This window comes from Streptomyces sp. NPDC051636 (genome assembly GCF_044453765.1).
Classification (GTDB): Bacteria; Actinomycetota; Actinomycetes; order Streptomycetales; family Streptomycetaceae; genus Streptomyces.
In genome coordinates this window covers 65,339-91,213 of the sequence record NZ_JBITDA010000007.1, presented here as the reverse complement: position 1 = coordinate 91,213, position 25,875 = coordinate 65,339, and the positions used below count along the sequence as shown (strand labels likewise).

The following is a 25,875-nucleotide window of genomic DNA, read 5'->3' as shown; positions in this document are numbered from 1 at the left end:
CAGACTGCGGCCATTTCCCGGGCCGGTTCAAGGGTTTCCCTGTCACGCCTTCGTGAAATTCAATGGTCCGGGATGCGAGAACGGTCGGGTTTTCCTTGACTGCCGTCACCGGCGGCTGCCACGATCGACGGCATGAAGATGCGACTGGACCTCACGCGGCGACGCCACGTCGACCTCGCGCGCGTCTCCAGCGCCTCCTGTTGCGCCGCGGCCTGATCCTCGTCCGAGCCGCCGCCTTCTTCCCCCTCCTTCACCGTCCGAATTCCCTGTCTTTCGCGTGCCCGCGTGCCCGGAGCCTTTCTCGTGCCGCGTGGCCGGAATTCGGCGTGCTCACAAAGATGCTCGAGCGCATTCCGCAACAGGAGTTCCGCATGTCCGCAGCGCCCGTGAAATTCGCCTACTGGGTCCCCAACGTCAGCGGGGGACTGGTCACCAGCAGGATCGAGCAGCGCACCGACTGGGGGTACGACTACAACCGCGAACTCGCCGTCCTCGCCGAGAACAACGGCTTCGACTACGCGCTCAGCCAGGTCCGCTACATGGCCAGCTACGGCGCCGAGAACCAGCACGAGTCGACCAGCTTCAGCCTCGCCCTGCTCCTCGCCACCCAGCGCCTGAAGGTCATCGCCGCCGTCCACCCCGGCCTGTGGCACCCCGGCGTCCTCGCCAAGTTCGGCGCCACCGCCGACCACCTCTCGAACGGCCGCTTCGCGGTCAACGTCGTCTCCGGCTGGTTCAAGGGCGAGTTCACCGCCCTCGGTGAGCCCTGGCTGGAGCACGACGAGCGCTACCGCCGCTCCGAGGAGTTCATCCGCGCCCTCCGCTCGATCTGGACGGAGGACCACGCCGAACTCGCCGGTGACTTCTACCGGTTGCGCGACTTCTCCCTCAAGCCCAAGCCGCTCATCACCCCCGAGCGCGCGCACCCGGAAATCTTCCAGGGCGGCAATTCCACGGCCGCCCGGCAGATGGCCGGCCGGGTCTCCGACTGGTACTTCTCCAACGGCAAGGACTTCGACGGGGTCATCGAGCAGATCGCGGACGTACGGAAGTCCGCCGCCGAAGCGGGCCGCACGGCACCGAAGTTCGGTCTCAACGGCTTCCTCATCGCCCGCGACACCGAGGCCGAGGCCCGCGAAACCCTCCGGGAGATCGTGGCCCAGGCCGACACCGAGGCCGTCGAGGGCTTCGGAGCGGCGGTGAAGCAGGCCGGGCAGTCCACCGCCGACGGCAAGGGCATGTGGCAGGACTCCTCCTTCGAGGACCTGGTCCAGTACAACGACGGCTTCCGCACCGGGCTCATCGGCACCCCGGAACAGATCGCGGAGCGCGTCGTCGCCTACAAGAAGCTCGGCGTCGACCTCTTCCTCCTCGGCTTCCTGCACTACCACGAGGAGGTCGAGTACTTCGGCAGGCGGGTGCTGCCCCTCGTACGGGAGCTGGAAGCCCAACTGCCCGACGCCGAGACCGAGTCGGCCTCCGCCCCCGTGCACGCCTGACCCTCCCCGCCTTCCGCACCGCACCGCGAAAGAGGTCACCCCAGCATGAGTACCGTCACGCCCACCGAGTGGCAGACCCGCCCCGCCCCGCAGACCGCCGGGGAATGGATCGCCCGGGCCGCCGAGGTGGCCGCCGTCCTCGCCACCGACGCCGCCGCCCGCGACCGGGCGGGCGCCATCCCGTACGCAGAAGTCCAGCTGCTGAAGGACGCCGGCCTGGTCACCCTGCTCGGCCCCGCCGAGCACGGCGGCGCAGGGCAGGACTGGCCCACCGCCTACCGGGTCGTCCGCGAGGTCGCCAAGGCCGACGGCTCCATCGGCCAGCTCCTCGGCTACCACTACCTGTGGAACTGGGCCGCCCGCCTGGTCGGCACCCGCGAGCAGTGGGAGCAGGTCGAGGCCGAGGCCGCCCGGGGCCGCTGGTTCTTCGGCGGCGCGGTCAACCCGCGTGACAAGGACGTGGTCGTCACCGAGGACGGCGACGACCTGGTCTTCACCGGCCGCAAGTCCTTCTCCACCGGCAGCAAGGTGTCCGACGTCACCGTCCTGGAAGGCGTCCTCGAAGGCACCGACCAGCACGTCTTCGCCATCGTGCCCTCCGACAGCGAGGGACTGGTCTTCCACGACGACTGGGACAACATCGGCCAGCGGCTCACCGAGAGCGGCAGCGTCACCCTCGACGGCGTGCGCACGCCCTGGTCGTCGGCGGCGGGTTACGTCGACAAGCAGTTCCGGCCCCGGATCTACAACACCCTCAACGTCCCCACGATCCAGCTGGTCTTCGTCAACTTCTACCTCGGCATCGCGGGCGGCGCGCTGGAGACGGCCGCCACCTACACCCGCACCAAGGCGCGGTCCTGGCTGCACGGCGGGTACGAGCGCGCGGTCGACGAGCCGTACGTCATCGACGCCTACGGCGACCTCACCGCCAAGCTCTGGGCGGTCGAGGCACTGGCCGACGCGGTCGCCGCCGAGGGACAGAAGCTGCACGACGACCCCGACGCGGTCACCGAGCGGGCGCGCGGCGAGTTCGAGGTGCGGGTGGCCGCCGTCAAGGCACGGGCCACCGACGTCGCCCTGGAGATCGCGAACCGGATCTTCGAGGTCACCGGCGCCCGCTCCACCGCCACCGCCGAAGGCCTGGACCGCTTCTGGCGCAACATCCGTACGCACACCCTGCACGACCCCGTCGCCTACAAGCGGCGCGAGGTCGGCCGCTGGGTCCTCGAGGGCGAACTGCCCGAACCCACCTGGTATTCCTGACCGTTCCCCTCCCGGGCGCCCGTCCCGCGACGGGCGCCCGGGCTCCGCAGAAAGAGGGACCCATGGCCACCGTCCTGTCCGTCTCCGGCAGCCCGTCCGCCGCCTCCCGCACCAACCGCCTGCTGCGCCACCTGGACCAGCGGCTGACCGCCCAGGGGCACGAGGTGATTCCGCTCGACGTCCGCACCATCCCCGCCGAGGCGCTGCTGGGCGCGGACTTCCGGCACCCGGCCGTCGTCGAGGCGACCGAACTGTTCGCCCGCGCGGACGGGGTGGTGGTCGGCACCCCCGTCTACAAGGCCTCGTACTCGGGTGTTCTCAAGGCGCTGCTCGACCTGCTCCCGCAGTACGCGCTCACCGGCAAGACCGTACTGCCGCTGGCCACCGGCGGCAGCACCGCCCACGTGCTCGCCATCGACTACGCGCTCCGCCCGGTCCTGAACTCCATGGGTGCCGCACACATCGTCCAGGGCTGGTTCACCCTCGACAAGGACATCACCGTGCACGACGACGGCGCCCTGACCGTCACCCCGGCCGTCGGTGAGGCCCTCGGCCAGGTGCTCGACCAGTTCTCGGCCGCGCTGGGACGCTCCCCGCTGCTCGCGGCGGCGAGCTGAGCGCCATGACCGCACATGTCATCGCCGACGACGCCGAGGCGCTCGCCGTCGCGGCGGCGCTGGCCGAGGACTTCCGGGCCGGCGCAGCCGAGCGGGACGCGGAACGGCGGCTCCCCCGCGCCGAGCTGGACCGGCTGTCCGCCTCGGGCCTGCTCGCGGTCACCGTGCCCGCCGAGCACGGCGGCGCGGACATCCGCGCGCAGACCCTGGCGGAGATCTTCCGGCTGCTGGGGTCCGCCGACGGCAGCCTGGCGCAGATCCCGCAGAGCCACTTCGCCTACGTCAACGTCATCCGCCGCCAAGGGACCGAGCGGCAGCGGAAGTTCTTCTTCGCCGAGCTGCTCGCGGGCCGCCGCTTCGGCAACGCCCAGTCGGAGGCGGGCACCCGGCACGTCCAGGACATCCGCACCCGCCTGGAACCCCAGCCGGACGGCTCCTACCTCCTGACCGGCGTCAAGCACTACTCCACCGGCGCCCTCTTCGCCGACTGGATCCCCGTCCTGGCCCGTGCCGAGGACGACAACCTCCACGTGGCGTACGTCCCCCGCGACGCCCCCGGTGTCACGGTCGTCGACGACTGGGACGGCATGGGCCAGCGTACGACGGCCGGCGGCACCGTCCGCCTGGACGCCGTCCCGGTCCCCGCCGACCGGGTCCTGCCGCACCACCTCACCTTCCAGGGCCCCCAACTCCACGGCGCGGTCGCCCAGTTGCTGCACGCGGCCATCGACACCGGGATCGCCCAGGGAGCGCTGGCCGAGGCCGCCGCGTTCGTACGGACGAAGAGCCGGCCCTGGTTCGAGAGCGGCGTCGACACGGCCGCCGAGGACCCGCTGCTGATCCAGCGCTTCGGCGAACTCGCCCTGCAGGTGCGGGCGGCTCAGGCTCTGCTGCGCGAGGCCGCCCGCACGGTGGACGCGGCCCACGCCGGCCTCACCGACGACTCGGCGGCCGAGGCGTCCATCGCGGTCGCCGCGGCCAAGGTACGGGCGGCCCAGGCGGCGGTGGAGGTGGCGAGCGCCCTGTTCGAGGTGTCCGGCACCCGCTCGGCGCTCAACTCGCTGAACCTGCACCGGCACTGGCGCGACGCCCGCACCCACACCCTGCACGACCCGACGCGCTGGAAGATCCAGCACATCGGCCGGTACACGCTGAACGGCACGCGGCCTCCCCGCCACGGCCTCCTCTGACCCCGCCGGACAGCCGGACAACGGACACTCGCGATCGGAGACCCCCACGTGTCCCTCACCTTCCACTGGTTCCTGCCCACCAACGGCGACAGCCGTCACGTCGTCGGCGGCGGCCACGGCACCCCGGCCACCGCCTCCGGGCGGGACCGGCCGCCGACGGTCGCCTACCTGAGCCAGATCGCCCGCGCCGCCGAGGACCTCGGCTTCGTCGGCGCGCTCACCCCGACCGGTGCCTGGTGCGAGGACGCGTGGCTGACCACGGCGATGGTCTCCCAGGCGAGCGACCGTCTGAAGTTCCTGGTGGCCTTCCGGCCCGGCTTCGTCTCGCCCACGCTCGCCGCGCAGATGGCATCCACCTTCCAGCGGCAGACCGGCGGGCGGCTCCTGCTCAACGTGGTCACCGGCGGGGAGAGCCACGAGCAGCGGGCCTACGGCGACTTCCTGGACAAGGACACGCGCTACCGCCGTACCGGGGAATTCCTGCAGATCGTACGGGAGTTGTGGGACGGCAAGACCGTCGACCTGCACGGCGAGCACCTCCAGGTCGAGGACGCGAAGCTGGCCCGGGTGCCCGATCCCGTCCCCGAGGTGTACTTCGGCGGATCCTCGCCGATCGCGGGGGAGATCGCGGCCCGGCACGTCGACGTGTACCTCACCTGGGGCGAGCCGCCCGCGCAGGTCGCCGAGAAGATCGCCTGGGTCAGGGGACTGGCCGCGAAGGAGGGGCGGACGCTGCGGTTCGGGATCCGGTTGCACGTCATCACCCGGGACACCGCCGAGCAGGCCTGGGCCGAGGCGAACCGGCTCCTCGACGGCTTCCACCCCGAGACCGTACGGTCCGTCCAGGCCGGGCTGGCCCGCAGCGAGTCCGAGGGGCAGCAGCGGATGCTCGCGCTGCACGGCGGCGGCCGGGACGGGCTGGAGATCAGTCCCAACCTGTGGGCCGGGATCGGGCTGGTACGCGGGGGTGCGGGGACCGCGCTGGTCGGCAGCCATGAGGAGGTCGCCGAGCGGATCAAGGAGTACCACGCCCTCGGCATCGACGAGTTCGTGCTCTCCGGCTATCCGCACCTGGAAGAGGCCTACTGGTTCGGCGAGGGCGTGCTGCCACGGCTGGCCGCGCAGGGCCTGTGGCGGCATCCGGCCGGACAGCGGGACGCCCCCTCGGCACAGGTGCCGTTCGCGAGCTGAACCTCAGCCGGCCAGATGGTCGAGGTGAGCCCTGCGCACCTCGCTCGTCTGCCCCTGGACCAGCAGGAACATCGCCTCGCGGGCCAGCCGCTGGGCGCGGCTTGCGCGATCCAGGGACCGCCCGCCCCCCGCCACGATCGCGGCGGTCGTCGCGGCACGCATCAGGTCGAACGCCCGCGTCTTCAGGGCGAGCCGCTCCTCGATGCGCTCGTGCGGCACCGGGTGGTCCCAGAGGGCGTACGCCTGCCCCCGCACCTCGTCCAGGCGGGTGCGCAGTGCACGCGCCGCGTCCGCCGCATCCGGGACCTCGTCCAGCAGGGCGAGCGCCGCGTACGCCACACCGAAGACGGCCGGTGAGGCGTTGGTGTTCCTGGGCCGGTCGACGAGGGCGAACCTGTCCTGCGGAGTGCGCAGGACGACCGCCTCCCCGGGCAGCCACATGCCGTCCAGGCGCAGTGAGACCGTACGGGCGGCGGTGAGCGCCGCGAGCCGCATCGGCGGCGACGGGCGCAGCCCCGGCTGCTCACGCGCCTCGCCGAACGCGAACACCACCTCGGCCGCGTCGGTGACGCCCGCCAGCAGCATCATGTCGTTCAGCCCCCAGCCCGTGTACCAGGGCACGACGCCGTCGAAGCGCCAGCCCCCGCGCTCGGGGACGGCCCGCACCGGTACCCGGGGAAAGGCGCGGACGTGTGCGAAGGCGATGCCCGCCAGCAGCTCGCCGGAGGCCAGGGGACGCAGCAGCCGCTCGCGCACGGGCTGATCGGACGAGGCCAGGAGCTTCACCGGGGTGTGGTGCTGCGTCACCACGAACCACGTCGAGCAGCACGCCCCGGCCAGGATCTCCGCCGTCTCCCGGGCCACCCCGGCCGGCGCCTCGGCCCCGCCGTACTCCTTGGGCGCGCTCACCCCGAGCAGGCCCGACCGTCTGATCGCCTCGATGTGACTCGCGGGCACCTCCTCCTGGTCGACGCGCTCGGCGTTCGGGGCGAGCAACTCGTCCGCGAGCAGGCGGGCGCGGACGACGAGGGGGTGTGCTGCGACGGTCATGCACAGGATTCTCCCGATTCCCTCCGGTGAGATGTCCATCCGGGGGGTGTGCCGTTCGCGCAGGAGGTGAGACGACCTGCCGGCCCGGAATTCATTTGGCACCTGAAAGGTTGGTGTTTACATCTGAACCGTCGAGGCCGTACCCTCGGGCCGCAAGGTCCCTGCACACCAGCGAGGCACCGTGAACCACTCCACCCCCGAGCAGCCCGCCGACATCGTGGCCCGGCTGCGCGCCACCTTCCGCACCGGCCGCACCAAGCCCGTCGAGTGGCGCACCGGCCAACTGGGCCGCCTGCGCGCGATGCTCACGGAGAACGCCGACGCGCTCGCCGCCGCGCTCCACACCGACCTGGGCAAGAGCAGCACCGAGGCCTACCGGACCGAGATCGACTTCACGGTCCGCGAGATCGACCACACCCTCGACCACCTCGACGGGTGGCTGCGTCCCGAGCCCGCGCCCGTCCCGGCGCACCTCGGCGCCGACGCGACGGCCTGGACGCAGCACGACCCGCTCGGCGTCGTCCTGGTCATCGCCCCCTGGAACTACCCGGCCCAGCTCCTGCTCGCCCCGATGGTCGGCGCGCTGGCCGCGGGCAACGCGGTGGTGGCCAAGCCCAGCGAGCTGGCCCCGGCCACCTCGGCCGCGCTGGCCCGGCTGATCCCGGCGTACCTCGACACCGACGCGGTCGCCGTCGTGGAGGGCGGCGTGCCGGAGGCCACGGCCCTGCTGGCCGAGCGCTTCGACCACATCTTCTACACCGGCAACGGCACCGTCGGCCGCATCGTGATGCGCGCCGCCGCCGAGCACCTCACCCCGGTCACTCTCGAACTCGGCGGTAAGTCCCCGGCCTTCGTCGACCGCGGGACCGGCCTCGACGCGGTCGCCGACCGCCTGGCGCGCGGCAAGTTCCTCAACGCCGGCCAGACCTGCGTGGCCCCCGACTACGTGCTGACCGACCCGGAGACCGCCGCCGCCCTCGAACCCGCGCTCGTCCGGGCCGTCGAGGCGCTGTACGGCACCGACCCGGCGGCCTCGGCCGAATACGGCCGGATCGTCAACGAGCGTCACTTCGACCGGCTCAGCGCCCTGCTCGACTCCGGCCGCGTGGCCGTCGGCGGCGACCGCGACCGTGCGGCCAAGTACATCGCGCCGACCGTCCTGGCGGACGTCGATCCGAAGTCCCCCGTGATGCAGGAGGAGATATTCGGCCCGATCCTGCCGATCGTCACGGTGCCGGACCTGGACGCGGCGATCGACTTCATCAACGACCGCGACAAGCCACTCGCGCTGTACGTCTTCACCGAGTCCGACGAGACGCGGGAGCGGATCGCCGCCGAGACGTCATCCGGGGGCCTCGGCTACGGCCTGCCGCTCGCCCATCTCACCGTCTCCGACCTGCCGTTCGGCGGTGTGGGGGAGAGCGGCATGGGCAGCTACCACGGCCGCTACTCGATCGAGACGTTCAGCCACCGCAAGGCGGTACTGGCGAAGCCGCTGAGCTGAGTCAGGGGATCCCTCGGGCCCGGCCGCACGAGCGGTTGGGCCCGAGGGATCTTCACTGCACCGGGTGACCTCCACCGCTGACAGCCCCCGCGGGAGGGCGCCTGCGAAACTCCGCCGATGACCACTCAAGCGATCACCGCGGACGCGTCCGGCACCTGGACACTCGGCGACCTGCCCGTCCACCGTGTCGGCTTCGGCGCCATGCGGCTGACGGGCAGCGCCGCCTTCCACCTCGGCACGCCCAGCGACCGTGAACGATCGGTCGCCGTGCTGCGCAGGGCGGTCGAGCTCGGCGTCAACCACATCGACACGGCGGCCTTCTACTTCTCCTCCCTGCACTCCGCCAACGAACTCCTCAACACCGCGCTGGCTCCCTACCCGGACGACCTGGTCATCGTCACGAAGGTCGGTCCCCTCCGCGACTGCTCCGGCGAGTGGGGCACCTCCGCCCGGCCCGACCAGCTGCGCGGGCACGTCGAGGAGAACCTGCGCCAGCTGGGCCGCGACCACCTCGACGTGGTCAACCTCCGCCGGATGCGCCAGGACTCGATCGCCGAGCACTTCGGCGCCCTGGCCGAACTGCGGGAAGCCGGGCTGATCCGGCACCTGGGCGTGTCCGAAGTCGAGCCGCGTCATCTCGCCGAGGCGCTTGAGATCGCCCCGGTGGTGTGCGTGCAGAACCGGTACGGGCTCGGCAGGCCGGACCCGCAGACCGACGACCTCCTGCGGATCTGCGGACAACGGGGTATCGCCTTCGTCCCCTTCTTCGCCGTCGCCGGCGAGGGCGGCGCGCACGGCGCGACCGGCGACGAGGACGACGGGGTCCGCGCCGTGGCCCGCGCCCACGGCGCGGGCCCGGCGCAGGTCCGCATCGCCTGGACGCTGGACCAGGGCCCGCACGTGCTCGCCATTCCCGGCACCGGCAACCCCGACCACTTGGCCGAGAACGTCGCCGCGGGCGCGCTGCGGCTCACCGGCGGCGAACTGGAGCGGCTGAACGCTCTGCACACGAGGCGGCCCCTTTCATAATGGGCGTGCGGGCACAGCCGTAGGACGGCACCCGAACGGCCACGGTCGCGCAGACGGTCCACCGAGTTGCAGACGAAGACGGGATGAGGAACGTTCCCATGACCGACACGAAGGACCAGCGCCGCCCGGCCGGCGAGCTGGAAGCGAGTGTCATGGCCGCCCTCTGGGCCGCCGGGGTGCCCCAGACGCCCGGTCAGGTGCAGCTCGGTCTCGGTACGGACCTGGCGCGGACCACGGTGACCACGATCCTGTCCCGTCTGCACGACAAGGGTGTCGTCGACCGGCGGTGGCAGGGTCGCGGCTACGCCTACTTCCCGGTCCAGGACGCCCACGGCCTCACCGGCCGCCGGATGCACACCGAACTCGACCGCGACAGTGACCGCGAGACCGTACTCGCCCGCTTCGTCGCCCAGCTCAGCCCCGACGACGAACGCATCCTGCGTGATCTGCTCGAACCCCCCGCGGAGCGATGACCGCCCTGCTGCTCCTGCCGCTCGTGCTGACGTTCGCCCTGCCCGCGCCGGCCCGGCGGAGCGTCGACCGGCTCGCGCCCGTCGCCGCGCTGTGGGTGATCACCGTCTCGGCGGTCGTGTGGGCGGGCTGCTCGCTCGCCGCGCTCGGTGCCTTCGTGCTGTCCGGGCTGCTCGCGCTGTCCGTCTTCGCCGCCCTCGTCGGCCACGCCTACCCTCCGAACGCCCGGACTTCGCCCCGGCCGTGACGACCGGCCCCGTCCCGCAGCGCGTCCGGGCCCTCCTCGCCGGTCCCCACCGCGCCGCCCCCTGGACCCCCTCCTCCTCGCAGCCTGCGCCACCCTCTCCTTCGCCGCCTCGGCGACCGGGCTGATCGACTTCCATCACCGGGTGGAGGCCGCCCAGGGTGAGGAGAGCCGCTCAGCGCAGGCTCACGGCCGGACCGTCGGAACCCTGGCCACCCTGACTGGCGCCCACGGGGTTTTACGTATAACCTCACCCGTCAACCACCCTCCTCCAGCACTCCTCGGAAAGGCCTCGATGAGACGCGTCGCCCTGGTCACCCTCGTCGTCGACGACTACGACGAGGCGATCCGCTTCTACACCGAGGCCCTCGGATTCCGGCTCGCCGAGGACGCCCCGCGGCCCGACGGCTCCCGCTGGGTCGTCGTGGAGGCCGGGCCGGAGGGAACGGGCACCGGCCTGCTGCTGGCCCGCGCCAGGGGCGGGGCCCAGCGGGCCCGGGTCGGCGACCAGACCGGCGGGCGCGTCGGCTTCTTCCTGCACACCGACGACTTCGCCCGCGACCACGCCCGGATGGCCGCCATCGGCGTGATCTTCCTGGAGGAGCCGCGGCACGAGCCGTACGGCACGGTCGCCGTCTTCCAGGACCTGTACGGCAACCGCTGGGACCTGCTCCAGCCCGCCACCGACTGATCCACCGAAACCACCGCACCACCATCTGCCGAGGAAGCACGCCCATGACCGCGCCCCGCATCGACACCGACACCCTCCGCCGGCTGCCCAAGGCCGTGCTGCACGACCACCTGGACGGCGGCCTGCGCCCCGCCACCGTCGTCGAGCTCGCGGCCGCGGTCGGCCACACCCTGCCCACCACCGACCCCGACGAGCTGGCCGCCTGGTACTTCGAGGCCGCCAACTCCGGCGACCTGGTCCGCTACATCGCCACCTTCGAGCACACCCTCGCCGTCATGCAGTCCCGCGAGGGCCTGCTGCGCACCGCCGAGGAGTACGTCCTCGACCTCGCCGCCGACGGCGTCGTCTACGGCGAGGTGCGCTACGCCCCGGAGCTGATGCTGAAGGGCGGGCTGACACTGAACGAGGTCGTGGAGACCGTCCAGGAGGGCCTCGCCGCCGGCATGGCCAAGGCGGCCGCCGCCGGTACCCCGGTCCGCGTCGGCACCCTGCTGTGCGGCATGCGGATGTTCGACCGCGTCCGCGAGGCCGCCGACCTGGCCGTCGCCTACCGCGACGCCGGTGTCGTCGGCTTCGACATCGCCGGCGCCGAGGACGGTTTCCCTCCCGCCGACCACCTGGCCGCCTTCGAGCACCTGCGCCGCGAGAGCGTGCCCTTCACCATCCACGCCGGCGAGGCGCACGGCCTGCCCAGCATTCACCAGGCCGTCCAGGTGTGCGGCGCCCAGCGCATCGGCCACGGCGTGCGCATCACCGAGGACGTCGTCGACGGCAAGCTCGGCCGCCTGGCCGGCTGGGTGCGCGACCGCCGCATCGCCCTGGAGATGTGCCCGACCTCCAACCTGCAGACCGGCGCGGCCTCCTCGATAGCGGAGCACCCCATCACCGCCCTGAAGGACCTGGGCTTCCGGGTCACCCTCAACACCGACAACCGGCTGGTCTCCGGCACGACGATGACCCGGGAGATGTCCCTGCTCGTCGAGGAGGCGGGCTGGACGGTCGAGGACCTGCGCACGGTCACGGTGAACGCCCTCAAGAGCGCGTTCCTCCCGTTCGACGAGCGCAAGGCCCTCATCGAGGACGTGGTCCTGCCCGGCTATGCGGCCGCGCTCTGAAGCAGCCCCCGGAGGTAGGCGGCCTGTCCGATGTGCTGCAGATCGTCGGACAGGACGCTCACCAGCCGCACGCCCAGGCTGACCGGCGGATCCCACCGCTCGTCCACGATGCGTTCCAGGTCCTTGGCGGGCAGGTCGCGCAGCACGCCGAGCGTCTGTTCGTGCACGGCGTCGTAGTACCCGGTCAGCAGGCCGGCGGAGTCGACCCGCACCTTGGCGACCTTCGCGGCGCTGTGCCCGTACCCCGTGTCGTGGCGGGGCAGGCCGAGCCCGAAGCGCTTGTCCCAGCCCTGTGACAGCCACACCTGGTCGAGGTCGAAGGCGTCGGCGACGTGGTCGTCCTGGACCCGGGTGAGGTGCCAGACCAGCCAGGCGATGGAGTTGGCTTCGGGGTCCGGGCGGGCGTGCAGGTCGTCCGGCCCGAGCCCGTCGAGGGTGGCATGGACTTCTTCCCGGATGCGGCCGTAGCCGTCGATGAGGATGTCCCTTGCATGCATAGGTCCACCATCGCGCATCGCGTGCCGTCATGCGTCCGGAAGCCGGCTCCCGTGGAAGCCGAGCGGCACCCGCCCCGGCAGGTGCACCGGGCCACGGGCTCGCCCGTGAAATCCTGCGCGGTGAGGATCACCAGGTCGGCGGCCCCGCGGTCCGGGTTGTGGACGTACGCGACGGCGTACCCGTCGTCTCGGCGGCCGACGGGACACCGCCTCTCCGGCCGCCGCGTCCCTCGGCAGCCGGTGCACCTGCGTGGTGCCGCGCAGCAGGTCGTGCTTGATGAGGGCGTTGGCGGAGGCCCGGTCGGGCGGATTGCCCTCGCCCGTCAGCTCCGCCAGGGTCAGCTCGGCCGCCGTCGCCGAGTAGCCGTAGCGGTGGCGGCGGTTGACCAACGCCTCGTTCACCCGCGGGAATTCCTGCGGCCGGTCGTCGAGGGTCGCCGTACGGACCCGGCCCCGGCGCGGGGCGACGGTCCAGCGCTCCAGCTTGGTGGTGCCCGCCCCGTACGGGCCGTCCGAGCCGAGGCCGGCCACGTGGAAGGGCGCCGGAAAGGTCGTCATGTCGATCACGACGTGCGGGCCGTCGTCGTAGGCGTTGAGCGCGTGGAGGAGAACACCGGTTCCACGTCGAACCAGCGGACCTCTCCGCCTGCCCGCGGCAACAGGCCCACGCGCGCGAGGTGTTCGCGGTTGCAGACGTACGGCACCGGGTCGCCGCGCCCGGCAGCGGCCGGGTCGAAGGTGACCGGGAGGTCGAAGACGACGACGTACCGCTCGGTGAGCGCGAAGTCGTGCATCATCGGTGCGCCCGCCACCGGGATGCGCGTGGTCCGGCTGATCCGGCCCGCCGGGTCGACGACCAGGTGCCGTACGTGGCCCCAGGTGGGGTAATAGGCGATCGCGTGCAGTTCGCCGGAGCGCGGGTCGCGTCGCGCAGCCGGACGCCGTGCACCATGCCCTCGCCGAGCGTCCAGTGGTGGGAGCGCGGCTCCTCCAGGCCGAGCACGTCGGGGGCCGTTGCGCAGGAAGCGGCCGTTCAGCTCGCGCGGACCGGCAGGCCGAAGGCGGTCAGCTCCTCGGTGACCGGCTCAACGCGCCCTCGCGATAGGGCAAGTGACGGACCGTCACCTCATCCGGCGCCGCTGTTGCCCGAGGCGGCTCCGTCCCGATGAGCGCGCCGCCGCCGCGATTCCCCGCCGCGCCGCGCAGTACGTTCCGTCGTGTGTGCTCCGTCATCCGGCCTTCTCCTGACCGCGGTTGGTGTGAGAGACGTTCACGAGTCTGCGGTGGCTCCGGGCCCGGGTCAGGAGGGGTGGGCCCCGTCGTGGGGTGGTGCCGGGCCCCCCGTTCCGAGCGTTCCGAGCAGCGTGACCAGGGCGCGGGCCGCGGGGCTGGTGGCGGTCTCGGGCGGCAGCAGGGCGACGGTCTCGTACTCCGCCTCGCCCGTTCCCTTAAGGGGGAGCGCCGTGAGCGCCGGCCGTTTGTGGCGGAAGTGCCGGGGCACGACGGCGATCCCGAGGTTCTCGTCCACCAGGTCCAGGAGGCTGTGGACGTCGTTGACCTCCAGGGCGACCGTGCGCCGTACGCCGGCGGCGGCGAAGGCCGCGTCGGTGGCGCGGCGCGGGCCGAAGCCGGGGTGGAAGTCGACGAAGACCTCGCCGCCGAGATCGTCCGGCGTGAGCGCCGCGCCGGCCGTGGCGAGGCGGTGGCTGGGATGGCACAGCACCGTCATCGGCTCGCTCGTCAGCGGCACCGACCGCGGCTGGTCGGTGTCCGTCTGCGTGCGGTAGGCGAACGCGAGGTCCAGTCGCCCGGCCGCCACCTCCTCCGCCAGGGCGCCCGAGCCCGCCTGCCGCAGCCGGATCTCCACGTCCGGATGGCGCCGCCGGAACGCGGCCAGCAGTCCCGCCACGTGCACCCCGGCGATGCACTGCTCGGTGCCCAGCGCCAGCGTCCCGCGCAGCACGCCCTGTACCGCGGCCACCGCCTCGTGCGCGGACCTGACCTGCGCCAGGATCCGCTCCGCCTCGACGAGCAGCGCGCGCCCCGCCTCGGTCAGCGTCACTCGGCGGGTGGTCCGCACGAACAGCGGCGCCCTGAGCTCCCGCTCCAGCGCGCGGATCGACGCGGACAGTCCCGACTGGGACACCATCAGCCGCTCCGCCGCCCGGGTGAAGTGCTGGTCCTCGGCGACGGCGACGAAGTGCTGGAGGTGACGCAGTTCCATGATTGAGAACCTTAGTCGCTGAATTCCATCGGATTCTTCTGTTGGACCGCTGCACGCGGCTCGGGCAAGAGTGGACACCGGTAGATCGTGTGCCAACCCCTCTGGAGTCGCGTTGTACACCGCACACCCCGGCCGTTACGCGGAGATGCCCTACCGGCGCACCGGACGCAGCGGCCTGAAGCTCCCCGCGCTGTCGCTCGGCCTGTGGCACAACTTCGGCCCGGACCGACCGGTCGGGACCCAGCGCGCCATCCTGCGCCGCGCCTTCGACCTCGGCGTCACCCACTTCGACCTGGCCAACAACTACGGCCCGCCGCCCGGCGCCGCCGAGTCCGCCTTCGGAGAGGCGCTCACTGCGGACCTCGCGCCGTACCGCGACGAGCTGGTCATCTCCACCAAGGCGGGCTACCTGATGTGGCCCGGCCCCTACGGCGAATGGGGCTCGCGCAAGTACCTGCTGTCCTCCCTCGACCAGAGCCTGAAGCGGATGGGCCTGGACTACGTCGACATCTTCTACTCGCACCGCCCGGACCCGGAGACTCCCCTGGAGGAGACGATGGGCGCCCTGCACGCGGCGGTCCAGCAGGGCAAGGCCCTGTACGTCGGCGTCTCCAACTACTCGCCGGAGCAGACCCGCGAGGCCGCCCGCATCCTCGGCGAGCTGGGCACCCCGCTGCTGATCCACCAGCCGCGCTACTCTGTGCTCGACCGCCGACCCGAGGAGCAGGGACTGCTCGACACCCTGGACGAGCTGCGGGTCGGTTCCATCGCCTACTCCCCGCTGGAGCAGGGCCTGCTCACCGCCCGCTACCTCGACGGCATCCCCGAGGACTCCCGGGCGGCGAGCGACAGCCCCTTCCTCACCTCCGACGCGGTGACCGAGGAACTGGTCGGCAGGCTGCGCGCCCTCGACGAGGTCGCCAAGTCCCGCGGCCAGACCCTGGCCCAGCTCGCCCTGGCCTGGGTGCTGCGCGGCGGCCGGGTGACCTCCGCCCTCGTCGGCGCGAGCAGCCCGCAGCAGCTGGCGGACAGCGTGGCCGCGATCCGCAACCTGGACTTCGACGCGGAGGAGCTCGCGCGCATCGACGCGGTCGTCACGCCGTGAGGCGCGCACCCGTGAGGTGCTCGCTCACCTTCCGGAGGCGGGCGGCCGCCTCCGGGTCGCACCAGACACTTGTGGCCGGCCCCCTGCGGGACCGTCCTGAGCCGGCGGGCGGGATCCCGTACGGGGCGGCCCGCGTCGTCGACAAGGCGCACGGCCGGCCGTCACATCCCGGCCGGCACCCGGTCCAGGAAGCCGAGCACCGAGGTGATCCGGCCCGCCGCGTCCAGCGTGACCACGTCGGATCCGGCTACCGGCGCGGAGCCGTCGGCCTCGTTCACCAGCTCCCAGGCGAAGCGGGCGGTGTCGTGGTGCCCGTCCACGACGCCCAGCGGACGGAAGACGAAGCCGGGGAACTGCTCGTGCGCCCCGGCGATCAGCGCCGCGATCTGCTCGTGCCCGGTGACGTCGGCCAGCGGGTCGGTGTAGGAGCCGTCTGCCGTCCAGGCGGCGGCGACCGCCTTGGCCAGGGCCTCCGGGCCGGCGGCGTTCCACGCCTCGAAGTAGCGGGCGGCGGCGGTCTCGTAACGGTTCGGGTTCACGGACATGGCGAATCAGCCTCCATCGAGGTCGGAACTGCTGGTCGGGAAACCGGATCTTCGGCGCGTCTCTTCGCTGCGCCGAACCGGTAAGACCACCATGCCGTCGGGCGTCGCGAGGGTCGATTACTCCCCGGGTAATGGCGGACGCGAGGCGGAAGAGCGGGGGCGCCCGCTCCGGCCGGTTTCGGCCAAGAACGGCCGTGAATATGCCAACAGACTGGCCGGAAAGTCATGGTGACAGAGTGTCAGTAGTGAAGATACTCGAACGCCAGGGGCACTTCACCGCACAGGAGCCGCACGGAAAGCGAGGGCCCGGCCGCCAGCAGACCGACGCGACGGGGGAGTGATCGTGCACGACGAATTCCTGTGTCATGTCACGGCGTACGGCTGGTGCGACGGGCGGCGCATCGGCGTACCGCTCGGCACCTACCGCGCGCCGACCCTGGCGCTGGCCCTGTGGTGGCTGCGCGACCGGGCCCTGTGGATCGCCGAGCGGCTGGACCCGCAGCCCGACAGCCCGCACTTCCCGCCGCACGCCCTGGTGCCGGTCGCGGACAGCGTCACCGACGTGCCCGGCGTGCTGCGCGCCTGGTGCGCCGACACGGGCCGGCAGGAGCTCGTCGCCGACGAACTGGCCGACGGACGGCTGGTGCGGATCGCCGCCAACGACGACACCACCGAGTACGAGCTGCTCGCGGAGTCCGTCGACGCCCTGCGCATGCAGCGCACCATCCCGGCGCTCATCGTTCCCGTCGCCTGACACGCGACAACGGGTCGCGGCCCGGTCCACCCCTGGCCCACAGCCCGGGCGTGCAGGTGGTCGAATCGGTAGAATCCAGGCCATGACGGACCGGCCGGTCGCCCCGACGGCGCCCGAACTCGTCCTGGAGACCGACACGGGCTCCACGGTGATGAGCCCGGGCCGTGACTACCACGTCGGCCGCGACCCGGCGAGCGACATCGTCCTCGACGACGCCCGGGTCTCGTGGCACCACGCGGTGCTGCGGCCCGCGGACGGCCACTGGACGCTCGAGGACGAGCACAGCACCAACGGCACCTACGCCGACGGCCGCCGCGTCCACGCCCGGGGTGTCGGCCCGGGCAGCGTCATCCGCTTCGGCAACCCGGCCGACGGCCCCCGCGCGGTCCTGGCCGACCGCCCCGCGCCCCCCGAGGACCGCCCCTCCCGGGTGTCGATGCCCGGCCTGACCGGCACCTTCCGGCGGCCGAGCAGCGTACGGCGGCTCGCCGCGCGCGCCGTCCGCATCGGCCGGGCCACCGACAACGACATCGTCGTCGACGACCTCCTCGCCTCCCGCCGGCATGCCGAACTGCGCGCCCTCGCCGACGGCTCGTACGAGATCGTCGACCTCGGCAGCCACAACGGCACGTACCTCAACGGCCGGCGCGTCACCGGCGCGCCGCTGGCCCCCGGTGACATCGTCGGCATCGGCCACTCCGCGTTCTGCCTGGTCGGGGACGAGCTGCAGGAGTACGTCGACACCGGCGAGGTCTGCCTCGACGTGCAGGACCTCACCGTCGTCGTCGAAAGCGGGCGCAAGGTCCTCCTCCACGACGTCTCCTTCCCGGTGGGCGAGAAGTGCCTCCTCGCGGTCGTCGGGCCCAGCGGCGCCGGGAAGTCCACCCTGCTGCACGCCCTGACCGGGCAGCGTCCCGCCGACCACGGCACCGTCCTGTACGACGGCCGCGACCTCTACCACGACTACGCCGAGCTGCGCCAGCGCATCGGCATGGTGCCGCAGGACGACATCCTGCACACCCAGCTGACCGTGCGCGCCGCCCTGTCCTACGCCGCCGAACTGCGCTTCCCGCAGGACACCGGGAAGGCGGAACGCCAGGCCCGCGCCGACGAGGTCATCCGCGAGCTGGGCCTTGAGCAGCGCGCCGGACAGCGGGTGCACAGCCTCTCCGGCGGAGAGCGCAAGCGGGTCAGCGTGGCCCTGGAGCTGCTGACCAAGCCGTCGCTGCTCTTCCTCGACGAGCCGACGTCCGGACTCGACCCCGGCATGGACCGGTCGGTGATGCACACGCTGCGCGGGCTCGCCGACGACGGCCGCACCGTCATCGTCGTCACCCACAGCGTCCTCAGCCTCGACGTCTGCGACCGGCTCCTGGTGCTCGCGCCGGGCGGCAAGGTGGCGTACTTCGGGCCGCCCGGGGACGCCCTGCCGTTCTTCGGCTTCGCGCACTGGCCCGAGGCCTTCGAGGCCTTCGAACGCGACCGCGACCGGGACTGGGCGGGGGAGTACCGGGACTCGCCGCTCCACCGGCAGTACGTCGTCCGCTCGACCGCCCAGCCGCGGCAGCCCCGCTCCGGTCCGGTCGTCATGGCCCCGCCGCCCCGGCCCCGCAGCCGGAGAGCCCAGCTCGGCACGCTGGTGCGCCGTTACACGGCCGTGCTCGCCGCCGACCGCGTCTTCCTCGCCGTCATGATCGCGCTGCCGTTCGTGATGGGTGCCATGGCGCGGGCGCTGGGCGGCTCGAAGCTGACCCAGGAGACCGCGATGAACGCGCTGCTCCTGCTGTGCGTCGGCGGCGTGCTCACCGGCGCGGCCAACGCGGTGCGCGAACTCGTCAAGGAACGCGTGATCTACCGGCGGGAGCGGGCCGTGGGCCTGTCCAGATCGGCGTATCTGCTGTCCAAGGTCGCGGTACTGGGCACGGTCACCGTGCTGCAGGCCGTGGTGCTCACCCTGGTCGCGCTGTACGGTGTCGACCTCAACTCGCCCGGCGGACAGGGCGTGCTGCTGCCACCCCTGGCGGAGATCACCCTCGCGGTGGCCCTGCTGGCCTTCACGGCGATGATGCTCGGCCTGCTGGTCTCTGCGCTGGTGCGCAAGGAGGAGGTGACGATGCCGCTGCTGGTGCTGCTGGCCGTCGTCCAGGTCGTCTTCTGCGGTGCCCTGCTCACGCTGGACGGCGTCCCCGGCCTGGAGCAGCTGTCCTGGCTGGTGCCCTCCAGGTGGGCGCTCGGCGCCATGGCCGGCACGGTCGGGCTCGCCCGGATCGTGCCCGGCGCGCTGACCGCCGACCCGCTCTTCAGGCACTCCGCCGGCGTGTGGCTGCTCGACCTGGCCATGCTGGTGGTGCTGTCGGCGCTGTCCGGCTGGGCGGTCACCCGGCTGCTGCGCCGGCAGGAACCCGCCGTGATGCGGAAGTAGGCGCCGCGATGACGACCCCCGGCTTCCGGCCCACCCACGTCGTCCCCCAGCACGGCATGCCCGCCTGGGAGGCCCCCGACCCCGACCGCCCCACCGTCCCCCTCGACCCGCTGCTGCCGGTGGAGCTCGTGGAGCGGCGCGGCGACTGGGGGCACATCCGGTGCGCCAACGGCTGGACCGCCTGGGTCGACGGCCGCTTCCTGGTCAGCGTCCCCGACGATCCGCCCGTCACGGGCGGCGAGGTCGACGGCACCACCGACCCGCGCCCTCTGCTGGCCCGGGCCGAACGGGCCCTGGCCGACTACCGGGCCGCGGTGGAGGACCTCGTGGCCGGCGGCCTCGACGGGGAGTCCTTCCGCGACCGTACCCGGGAGTTGCGGATCGGGGTGGTGGTCGACGGCGAGTCCATGTGGCTGTACGACACCGACGAGGAGCGGTGGGTGTACGGGGACGGCAAACGGCTGACCACCTACGCCACGGACCGCGCGATCCCGACCACCGGCCCGCGCCACGCCCCGACCCGCGTGGTGACCCCCGAGGCCGAGCGCTGACGGACGGCAGGACAGGCCCGCACAGGCCCACCTGCCCGTGGGGGAGGTCGTCGCGTGGCACGGGCGGGAGGTGTCAGCGCCGACCAGGACCGCTCGCCCTCGCCTCGCCCCGCCGCCGCACCGGCCGCGCCAGCAGCGCGCCCAGGAAGCCGGTGATCAGGCCCCACAGCGCGGCCAGGCCCAGGGCGGGCCACAACCGGGGGCGTAGAAGGAGTTCTCCGGACAGGTCGCCGCCCAGGTCGCCGATGCCGAGCAGGGACAGGCCGTAGTGGGCGGAGACGCGGCCGACGAGGCAGATCGTCAGGACCGTCAGGCTGAGGGCGACGGCCATACGCACGGCGTGCCGCCAGGCCCGTACGCGGGCGGGGGAGCGAGCCGCCATCAGGAACGCGGCCGCCAGCAGGAGCGCCGCGTCCACCACCAGCAGCCACCACGCGTGGGCATCGTGCTCGGCGAGCGTACGCAGGTTCAGGGTGGAGACGTCCGGGGTGCGCAGCAGCTCGTCGAGGATCCGGGGCACGGGCAGCCCGAACGGGCCGTCCACCCGGCCGTGCCAGGTGACGCCCAGGCCGAGGGTGAAGGCCAGCCAGGCCAGGTTGGGCATGCCGAGCAGGATCAGCGCGAGCGTCTCCAGGGGGTGCCCGCGGGCCGCCTTCACCAGCGCGACGACGATGCCCACGACGACACAGGCGAGCAGCAGCACGACCATGGCGTACGCGGCCGGACGTACCGACTCCTGCGAGCGCAGCAGCCGTCCCGGCAGCGGCGCCGCGCGCGACACCAGCAGGGCCAGCACCAGGACGCCCGCCAGCCACAGCAGTCCGAACAGCACGGTCAGCGGCATGTCCGTGGTGAACCCGACCTTCGGCGCCGCGTCGAACAGGTCGGTGAGGTCACTGAGCGTGCCGTTGCCGGGGTCGACGGCGAAGGTCTGCCGCGCCCCCAGGGCCAGGCCGGTCAGCGCGAGCAGCCACAGCACGGCGATACGGGCGGCCCACCCGGCCAGTTCGGCCGCGCCCGCGACCGCCCGGTGCCGCAGCGGCTGCAGGAAGCCCGCGGCGACCGCGAGGGCCCCGGCGAGCGTGACCGAGAGGGGGATCACGGTCAGCCCCACCTGGGTCCTGGCGAGGGGTCCGGCATCGCCCGCGAGCCGGACGGTGCCGCCGACGGCCGTCACCACGGTGGCCATCACCACCCGGGGGAACGCGTCCTCAGGAAGGTCCGCCGCGCCCGCCGCCCACAACCCCAGCGCGGCGACGACGACCATGGTGAACACCCCGGCCAGCACCGTGGTCACGGCCTGCCACCAGCCGTGTCGGGCGACGGTCTGGTCGGAGGCGGTGCGGGGGGTCACGCTGCCACGCTAAGCAGCCCTCCGGGCGACGCGCCCGCCGGGTGGGCCGTCCGCGTCGTGTTGCGGGCCGTCAGGGACCGGAGCACACAATGGGATCATCGTGCAGCAAAGCGGCCGTTTGCCAGCGAAGGCCGCATTCCGCGTCGGAAGAAGAGCTCGTGAGCGCCGAACCGCCGTTCTCCGACCGTCCCACAGGACCGCCCTCCGGCCCGCTGTCGGGCGGCCCCTCCCAGCCGCCGACGGGGCCCCCGGTACCACCGACGGGAGGCGCCGGCACGGGAGAACCGCACCCGCACCGGCCGTGGTGGCGCTCCGTGCCCCGCATCGCCGCGCTCACCGCCGCCGTCGTGGCGGTCGCCGTCCTGGCCGTGGTCCTCACCCGCCCGGACGGCGGTTCGGGGAAGGGCGGCGAGATATTCCCCCAGGCCGCGGGCAGCACGGGCCCGGACCCGTTCACGCCGTCCACGGCGACGACCAGCTCCGTTCCGCCGGTCACCGTCTCCCCGGCCCCCTCGTCCCCGCAGGTCACCCCCTCCGCGCCGGCCGTCTCGTCGTCCGGGCCGGTCACCACGGTGCGGGGCGTGAACGGGGCGTCGGAGGGCCTCTACAGCGGCACCCGCAACGTCCCCGCCTGCGATGTGAACAAGCAGAGCCATGCCCTCCAGGCGGACCCCGCCAAGAACAGGGCGTGGGCCTCCGCCGCCGGCGTCCAGCCGTCCGGCGTCCCCGCCTATCTCCACTCGCTCACCCCCGTACAGCTGCGCGCGGACACCCGCGTCACCAACCACGGTTACCGCGACGGCGCCGCCACCCACTACCAGTCCGTCCTCCAGGCGGGCACGGCCGTCCTCGTCGACGGCCACGGCGTGCCCCGGGTGCGCTGCGCCTGCGGCAACCCGCTGGCCCCGCCCGTGGCACAGAAGTCCACGCCGAAGCTGGCGGGGCACGTGTGGCCGTCGTACCGCCCCTCGAACGTCGTCGTGGTCACGCCCGCGCCGGTGGTCATCAAGGTCTTCGTCATCTACGACCCCCACCACCACGGCTGGTTCCACCGTCACCGGGGTGACACGGGACACAAGGACCAGCAGAGCAGGCCGCCGGCGAGGCCGTTCGACCCCAACCCGCCGTCGCGGCCCCCGGAGTGCGCGTCCTCGCCGGGTCAGAAGCCACCGTGCCCGCCGCCGTCGAGAGGCCCGGAGTCTCCTTCGTCGGAGACGCCGTCCTCGGGTACCTCGTCGTCGGAGAACCTGGTACCGCCGTCTTCGGATACCCCGTCGTCGGACACCTCCTCGGACACCTCGTCCTCGGACACCCCGTCGTCGGAGAACCTGGTACCGCCGTCCTCGGAGACGCCGTCCTCGGACAACCCGTCCTCGGACAACCCGTCCTCGGACAACCCGTCCTCGGACACCCCGTCCTCGGACACCCCGTCCTCGGACAACCGGTCGTCGGACACCCCGTCCTCGGACATGCCGTCGTCGGAGACGCCGTCCTCGCAGAACCTGGTACCGCCGTCCTCCGGATCCGAGAGTACGGGGGAGTCCCCAACCTCCGAAGAGGTGACCTCCGACGCCCCGGAGGCCCCGATGACGAATTCCCCGGAGCAGTGACTCAGCCGGCGCGGACGACCATGGCGTAGTCGCCCAGGCCCAGCAGGCGGTCGGCCGGGATCGTGCCGAGTGCGGTGAAGACCGTCTCCACGCGGCCGGTTTCCGGATCGAACGCGAGGTCCTGGACGGTGCCGCGCTCGTCACCGGCCTCGGTCAGGATCCGCTGGTGCAGCGCCTCGTGGTGCGGCGGCGCGGCGGGCGCGGAGGTCTCCGCGGCCGGATCCCGGCGGACCAGCACGGCGTCGGCGCCGACCGCGTGCAGCGCCTCCCAGGGCAGCACGGTGTCCCCCCGGCCGTGCCGCGCGCCGACGCGGACGTGCGTGACCGCCCGCGCCGCGGCGTCGACCGTCAGGGCCTTCACGACACCGATCTCGGCCGCGTCCGTGAGCGTCAGCACGGGCAGGTTGCGCACCTGCGAGTACAGCATCACGGCAGCGGCCCCTTCGGCGGGCGGGGCAGATGATCCGCGCCGTACCGGGCGTGGAAGGCCTGCACCTGCCCGACGAAGCTCGGGAGGTCCTCGGCCACGTACAGTGTCGCGTCCGCGGGGACGACCAGGGCCTGGCCGGAGACCGCCAGGGTCTCGCCCCGCGGGACGTACACCTTGTGCCGGCGGCGGCTCGAGCCGGACGTCAGGGACTTGCTCGCCGCGATCCGGAAGCCCACGACCCGGCCGCTGCTGCCGCCCTCCACGACGACGTCGAGCACCTTGCCGACCTCCGTCCCCGCGTCCGTGAGCACCTTCGCACCCAGCACCCGGCCCTTGGCCGCCTCCTTGCGGACCACCACGGCGCCCGCCTCGGCCAGGGCGCCGGGATCGCGGATCATCACCGCGTGATGCCCCAGCGAGTGCACGCCCGACCAGGGCAGGCTCCGCTTCAGCGGGCCGGAGAACAGGCCCCGCCCGCTCAGCGTGAAGCCGGTGATGCGGCCGGCCGGGGCGTCGAAGACCGTGTCCTTGATCTGCGCGACCGCGTCACCCGCGAGTGTGACGACCGGCAGGGTCGTCAGACTGCGCGCGGCCATCAGCTCCGAGCCCATCCGCCCGGGCTCCGACAGGATCCGTCCGGCCATCACACACCCCGTCCGCCGTACCGGCGTCCGCGCCGCACCGCGATCACCGTCCCGGACCGCCGGCCGGCCTGGATGCCCAGCGCCAGCAGCGCCGTGACCGCCACCGCGGCCACCGCCAGGACCAGCCACACCCACCAGACCACCGTCCACCTCCGGCCGTCCGTCCCGGCCGCTTTCGGCCGGGTTCTCACCGTCCGGGTGCCCCGGAGCGCCGCGCGGATGCCCACTGTGCGCGGACGGCGAACGGCCGGGCTGGACTGCGCGGCGCCCGTCGGGGTACGAGGACTGGTGCAGTAGTGACCGGCCGGGCCGGATTCCGAAAGAGAAACGCATGACCGACCACGTGGACGAGGCAGTGATACCGAGTGGTTTCGACGTGCCCGTGGAACCGCTGCGACGGGCGGCGCACTACACCGGGGAACCCGGGTGCATCGCCGAGGCGCGGTCCTTCGCCGCCCAGTTCCTCGAGCAACTGAGGAACGAGTGGTGCGCCCGCATCGACGCACGCGCCGACGGTGAACTGCTGCTGGTGGTCAGCGAGTTGGTCACGAACGCCGACCGGCACAGCAACGGGCCGTACATCCTGGAGCTGGAAGGAACGGACACGGCCGTCTCGGTGTCCGTCTACGACAGCAGCGTCGCCCTGCCCCGCCGCTTCCCGCGCGACCCAGAACGCGTAGGCCGCCACGGCCTGGAGATCGTGCACGCGCTGGCCGCGGAGGTCACCGCCGAACGCATACCCGTCGGCAAGAAGGTGCGCGCTCTGGTGAACCTTCCCCATTGAGCCGTCAGGAGCCGTTGAGCCGTCACGAGTCGTCGGACGCCGCCCGCCGGCCGGGAAGAGTCGGCACAAGGGCGGAGTCCGGCGACCCGCGGCGTCAGGCGCAGCCCAGCTCGCCCAGCATGCCCTGCCGCAGGCGTGTGATGATCCGCTTGATCAGGCGTGAGACGTGCATCTGCGAGCAGCCGAGCCGTTCGCCGATCTCCGCCTGGGTGGCCTCCTCCACGAACCTCATGTGGATGATCTGCCGGTCCCGTTCGCTGAGTTCGGCCATGAGCGGGGCGAGGGAGTGGAAGTCCTCCACCAGCCGCAGCCCCTCCTCCTCGACGCCGATGAAGTCCGCGAGCACCGCCTCGCCGTCCTCGGGGCCGTCCCCGGTGAGCGCGGCGTCCAGCGACGCGGAGTTGTATCCGTTGGCGGCCAGCTGGGCCTCGACGACCTCGTTCTCGGAGATGTTCATCAGAGTGGCGAGCTCACCGACCGTGGGATCGCGGTCCAGCCGGCTGGAGAGCTCCTCGCGCGCCTTGGCGAGCTCGACCCGCAGCTCCTGCAGCCGCCGCGGCACGTGCACCGCCCAGGTGGTGTCGCGGAAGAACCGCTTGATCTCGCCCACGATGTACGGCAGCGCGAACGAGGTGAACTCCACCTCGCGCGACAGTTCGAACCGGTCGATGGCCTTGATCAGGCCGATCATTCCGGTCTGGACGATGTCCTCCATGTCGTCACCGCGGTTGCGGAACCGTCCCGCCGCGAACCGCACCAGCGACATGTTCATCTCGATGAGGGTGTTGCGGGCGTACTGGTACTCGTGCGTGCCCTCTTCCAGCTCGGTCAGCCGTCGGAAGAACTGGCGGGACAGCTCGCGCGCGTCACGCGGAGCGATCGCGCTCGGGTCCTCGATTCCAGGCAGTGATCCCTCGCCCGTCCTGTCCTCGGCGGTCTTCTCGGCGACCACTGCTTCCGACCGGATCCCGGCGGTATTCATTACCTCTCCCACGAAAGTCACGGTTCGACGTCTGCCTTTTCGGCTCGGTGTTTCCGGATGCCTGCCTTGGACTGTGGCGGGCGGGTACCCGGAATGCGGTCATCCATGC

At 72.5% G+C, this 25,875-nt stretch carries 27 protein-coding genes and 1 pseudogene; 18 read left to right on the top strand and 10 right to left on the bottom strand.

The window, feature by feature from the left end:
- Positions 1 to 132 precede the first annotated feature (132 nt).
- From ACIBBH_RS15480 to ACIBBH_RS15455, 6 genes are all read left to right on the top strand, one after another.
- The gene (locus tag ACIBBH_RS15480) at positions 133 to 216 is read left to right on the top strand and encodes a putative leader peptide (protein ID WP_350760414.1); all 84 of its coding nucleotides are present in this window, start codon (positions 133 to 135) and stop codon (positions 214 to 216) included.
- 155 nt (positions 217 to 371) lie between these two features.
- On the top strand, positions 372 to 1,499 hold the full coding sequence (gene sfnG / locus ACIBBH_RS15475; RefSeq protein WP_399404748.1) for a dimethylsulfone monooxygenase SfnG: 1,128 nt from the start codon (positions 372 to 374) through the stop codon (positions 1,497 to 1,499).
- A gap of 45 nt (positions 1,500 to 1,544) precedes the next feature.
- Positions 1,545 to 2,762 (top strand): acyl-CoA dehydrogenase family protein, encoded by a 1,218-nt coding sequence (locus ACIBBH_RS15470; RefSeq protein WP_399404747.1) that lies wholly within the window; start codon positions 1,545 to 1,547, stop codon positions 2,760 to 2,762.
- 62 nt (positions 2,763 to 2,824) lie between these two features.
- Positions 2,825 to 3,379, top strand: coding sequence for an NADPH-dependent FMN reductase (gene ssuE, locus ACIBBH_RS15465; protein WP_399404746.1), 555 nt, complete (start codon positions 2,825 to 2,827; stop codon positions 3,377 to 3,379).
- A 5-nt stretch (positions 3,380 to 3,384) separates the two neighbouring features.
- Entirely contained in the window at positions 3,385 to 4,569 is a 1,185-nt protein-coding gene (locus ACIBBH_RS15460; RefSeq protein ID WP_399404745.1) for an SfnB family sulfur acquisition oxidoreductase, read from the top strand.
- A 48-nt stretch (positions 4,570 to 4,617) separates the two neighbouring features.
- Positions 4,618 to 5,760, top strand: coding sequence for an LLM class flavin-dependent oxidoreductase (locus tag ACIBBH_RS15455; protein WP_399404744.1), 1,143 nt, complete (start codon positions 4,618 to 4,620; stop codon positions 5,758 to 5,760).
- Positions 5,761 to 5,763: 3 nt separating this feature from the next.
- Here ACIBBH_RS15455 and ACIBBH_RS15450 read toward each other — a convergent pair whose 3' ends face one another.
- Positions 5,764 to 6,810: an acyl-CoA dehydrogenase family protein gene (locus ACIBBH_RS15450; protein WP_399404743.1), complete on the bottom strand. Its 1,047-nt coding sequence runs from the start codon at positions 6,808 to 6,810 to the stop codon at positions 5,764 to 5,766.
- Positions 6,811 to 6,991: 181 nt separating this feature from the next.
- Between ACIBBH_RS15450 and ACIBBH_RS15445 the strand changes: the two genes are divergently transcribed.
- The 6 genes from ACIBBH_RS15445 (at position 6,992) to ACIBBH_RS15420 (ending at position 11,864) form a co-directional block, all read left to right on the top strand.
- Positions 6,992 to 8,314, top strand: a complete 1,323-nt coding sequence (locus ACIBBH_RS15445; protein WP_399404742.1) for an aldehyde dehydrogenase family protein — start codon at positions 6,992 to 6,994, stop codon at positions 8,312 to 8,314.
- A 117-nt stretch (positions 8,315 to 8,431) separates the two neighbouring features.
- A complete protein-coding gene (locus tag ACIBBH_RS15440; protein ID WP_399404741.1) occupies positions 8,432 to 9,343 on the top strand; it encodes an aldo/keto reductase in 912 nt (303 codons plus the stop codon).
- 98 nt (positions 9,344 to 9,441) lie between these two features.
- Positions 9,442 to 9,816, top strand: a complete 375-nt coding sequence (locus ACIBBH_RS15435; RefSeq protein WP_399404740.1) for a BlaI/MecI/CopY family transcriptional regulator — start codon at positions 9,442 to 9,444, stop codon at positions 9,814 to 9,816.
- A complete protein-coding gene (locus tag ACIBBH_RS15430) occupies positions 9,813 to 10,061 on the top strand; it encodes a hypothetical protein (RefSeq protein WP_399404739.1) in 249 nt (82 codons plus the stop codon). Before ACIBBH_RS15435 ends, ACIBBH_RS15430 begins: the two co-directional genes overlap by 4 nt.
- A 292-nt stretch (positions 10,062 to 10,353) precedes the next feature.
- Complete coding sequence (locus tag ACIBBH_RS15425) at positions 10,354 to 10,749, top strand: VOC family protein (RefSeq protein ID WP_399404738.1); 396 nt, start codon at positions 10,354 to 10,356, stop codon at positions 10,747 to 10,749.
- A 44-nt stretch (positions 10,750 to 10,793) separates the two neighbouring features.
- Complete coding sequence (locus ACIBBH_RS15420; protein ID WP_399404737.1) at positions 10,794 to 11,864, top strand: adenosine deaminase; 1,071 nt, start codon at positions 10,794 to 10,796, stop codon at positions 11,862 to 11,864.
- Here the strand turns inward: ACIBBH_RS15420 and ACIBBH_RS15415 are convergent.
- The 3 genes and pseudogenes from ACIBBH_RS15415 to ACIBBH_RS15405 all read right to left on the bottom strand — a co-directional run bounded on the left by ACIBBH_RS15415 (position 11,846) and on the right by ACIBBH_RS15405 (position 14,585).
- Positions 11,846 to 12,361 carry a DUF664 domain-containing protein gene (locus tag ACIBBH_RS15415; RefSeq protein WP_399404736.1) on the bottom strand — a complete coding sequence of 172 codons (516 nt, stop codon included), beginning with the start codon at positions 12,359 to 12,361 and terminating at the stop codon, positions 11,846 to 11,848. The genes ACIBBH_RS15420 and ACIBBH_RS15415 overlap by 19 nt on opposite strands.
- A 27-nt stretch (positions 12,362 to 12,388) precedes the next feature.
- A pseudogene (locus ACIBBH_RS15410) lies at positions 12,389 to 13,257 on the bottom strand (carotenoid oxygenase family protein).
- 404 nt (positions 13,258 to 13,661) lie between these two features.
- Positions 13,662 to 14,585, bottom strand: coding sequence for a LysR family transcriptional regulator (locus ACIBBH_RS15405; protein WP_399404735.1), 924 nt, complete (start codon positions 14,583 to 14,585; stop codon positions 13,662 to 13,664).
- A gap of 112 nt (positions 14,586 to 14,697) precedes the next feature.
- Here ACIBBH_RS15405 and mgrA point away from each other — a divergent pair, with 112 nt between their 5' ends.
- The gene (gene mgrA, locus ACIBBH_RS15400) at positions 14,698 to 15,690 is read left to right on the top strand and encodes an L-glyceraldehyde 3-phosphate reductase (protein ID WP_399404734.1); all 993 of its coding nucleotides are present in this window, start codon (positions 14,698 to 14,700) and stop codon (positions 15,688 to 15,690) included.
- 161 nt (positions 15,691 to 15,851) lie between these two features.
- Here mgrA and ACIBBH_RS15395 read toward each other — a convergent pair whose 3' ends face one another.
- Positions 15,852 to 16,235: a nuclear transport factor 2 family protein gene (locus ACIBBH_RS15395; RefSeq protein WP_399404733.1), complete on the bottom strand. Its 384-nt coding sequence runs from the start codon at positions 16,233 to 16,235 to the stop codon at positions 15,852 to 15,854.
- A 343-nt stretch (positions 16,236 to 16,578) separates the two neighbouring features.
- On the opposite strand from ACIBBH_RS15395, the gene ACIBBH_RS15390 reads away from it, so the two are divergent.
- The 3 genes from ACIBBH_RS15390 (at position 16,579) to ACIBBH_RS15380 (ending at position 19,962) form a co-directional block, all read left to right on the top strand.
- The gene (locus tag ACIBBH_RS15390) at positions 16,579 to 16,989 is read left to right on the top strand and encodes a hypothetical protein (protein WP_399404732.1); all 411 of its coding nucleotides are present in this window, start codon (positions 16,579 to 16,581) and stop codon (positions 16,987 to 16,989) included.
- A gap of 82 nt (positions 16,990 to 17,071) precedes the next feature.
- Positions 17,072 to 19,411 carry an FHA domain-containing protein gene (locus tag ACIBBH_RS15385; RefSeq protein ID WP_399404731.1) on the top strand — a complete coding sequence of 780 codons (2,340 nt, stop codon included), beginning with the start codon at positions 17,072 to 17,074 and terminating at the stop codon, positions 19,409 to 19,411.
- Positions 19,412 to 19,419: 8 nt separating this feature from the next.
- The gene (locus ACIBBH_RS15380; protein WP_399404730.1) at positions 19,420 to 19,962 is read left to right on the top strand and encodes a hypothetical protein; all 543 of its coding nucleotides are present in this window, start codon (positions 19,420 to 19,422) and stop codon (positions 19,960 to 19,962) included.
- Between the two features lie 73 nt (positions 19,963 to 20,035).
- Here the strand turns inward: ACIBBH_RS15380 and ACIBBH_RS15375 are convergent, their stop codons facing one another.
- The gene (locus ACIBBH_RS15375) at positions 20,036 to 21,316 is read right to left on the bottom strand and encodes a streptophobe family protein (RefSeq protein WP_399404729.1); all 1,281 of its coding nucleotides are present in this window, start codon (positions 21,314 to 21,316) and stop codon (positions 20,036 to 20,038) included.
- A 158-nt stretch (positions 21,317 to 21,474) separates the two neighbouring features.
- Here ACIBBH_RS15375 and ACIBBH_RS15370 point away from each other — a divergent pair, with 158 nt between their 5' ends.
- Entirely contained in the window at positions 21,475 to 22,926 is a 1,452-nt protein-coding gene (locus ACIBBH_RS15370; RefSeq protein WP_399404728.1) for a DUF6777 domain-containing protein, read from the top strand.
- 1 nt (position 22,927) lies between these two features.
- On the opposite strand, the gene ACIBBH_RS15365 is transcribed toward ACIBBH_RS15370, so the two are convergent.
- Genes ACIBBH_RS15365 through ACIBBH_RS15355 form a run of 3 tightly spaced genes read right to left on the bottom strand, consistent with a single transcriptional unit; the run spans position 22,928 to position 24,143 of the window.
- Positions 22,928 to 23,353 (bottom strand): PRC-barrel domain-containing protein, encoded by a 426-nt coding sequence (locus tag ACIBBH_RS15365; protein ID WP_399404727.1) that lies wholly within the window; start codon positions 23,351 to 23,353, stop codon positions 22,928 to 22,930.
- Positions 23,353 to 24,000 carry a PRC-barrel domain-containing protein gene (locus ACIBBH_RS15360; protein ID WP_399404726.1) on the bottom strand — a complete coding sequence of 216 codons (648 nt, stop codon included), beginning with the start codon at positions 23,998 to 24,000 and terminating at the stop codon, positions 23,353 to 23,355. Before ACIBBH_RS15360 ends, ACIBBH_RS15365 begins: the two co-directional genes overlap by 1 nt.
- Positions 24,000 to 24,143: a hypothetical protein gene (locus ACIBBH_RS15355; protein WP_399404725.1), complete on the bottom strand. Its 144-nt coding sequence runs from the start codon at positions 24,141 to 24,143 to the stop codon at positions 24,000 to 24,002. Before ACIBBH_RS15355 ends, ACIBBH_RS15360 begins: the two co-directional genes overlap by 1 nt.
- A gap of 188 nt (positions 24,144 to 24,331) precedes the next feature.
- Between ACIBBH_RS15355 and ACIBBH_RS15350 the strand changes: the two genes are divergently transcribed.
- Complete coding sequence (locus tag ACIBBH_RS15350; protein WP_399404724.1) at positions 24,332 to 24,784, top strand: ATP-binding protein; 453 nt, start codon at positions 24,332 to 24,334, stop codon at positions 24,782 to 24,784.
- 94 nt (positions 24,785 to 24,878) lie between these two features.
- Here the strand turns inward: ACIBBH_RS15350 and ACIBBH_RS15345 are convergent, their stop codons facing one another.
- Positions 24,879 to 25,766, bottom strand: a complete 888-nt coding sequence (locus ACIBBH_RS15345) for an RNA polymerase sigma factor SigF (RefSeq protein ID WP_399404723.1) — start codon at positions 25,764 to 25,766, stop codon at positions 24,879 to 24,881.
- Between the last annotated feature and the right edge of the window lie 109 nt (positions 25,767 to 25,875).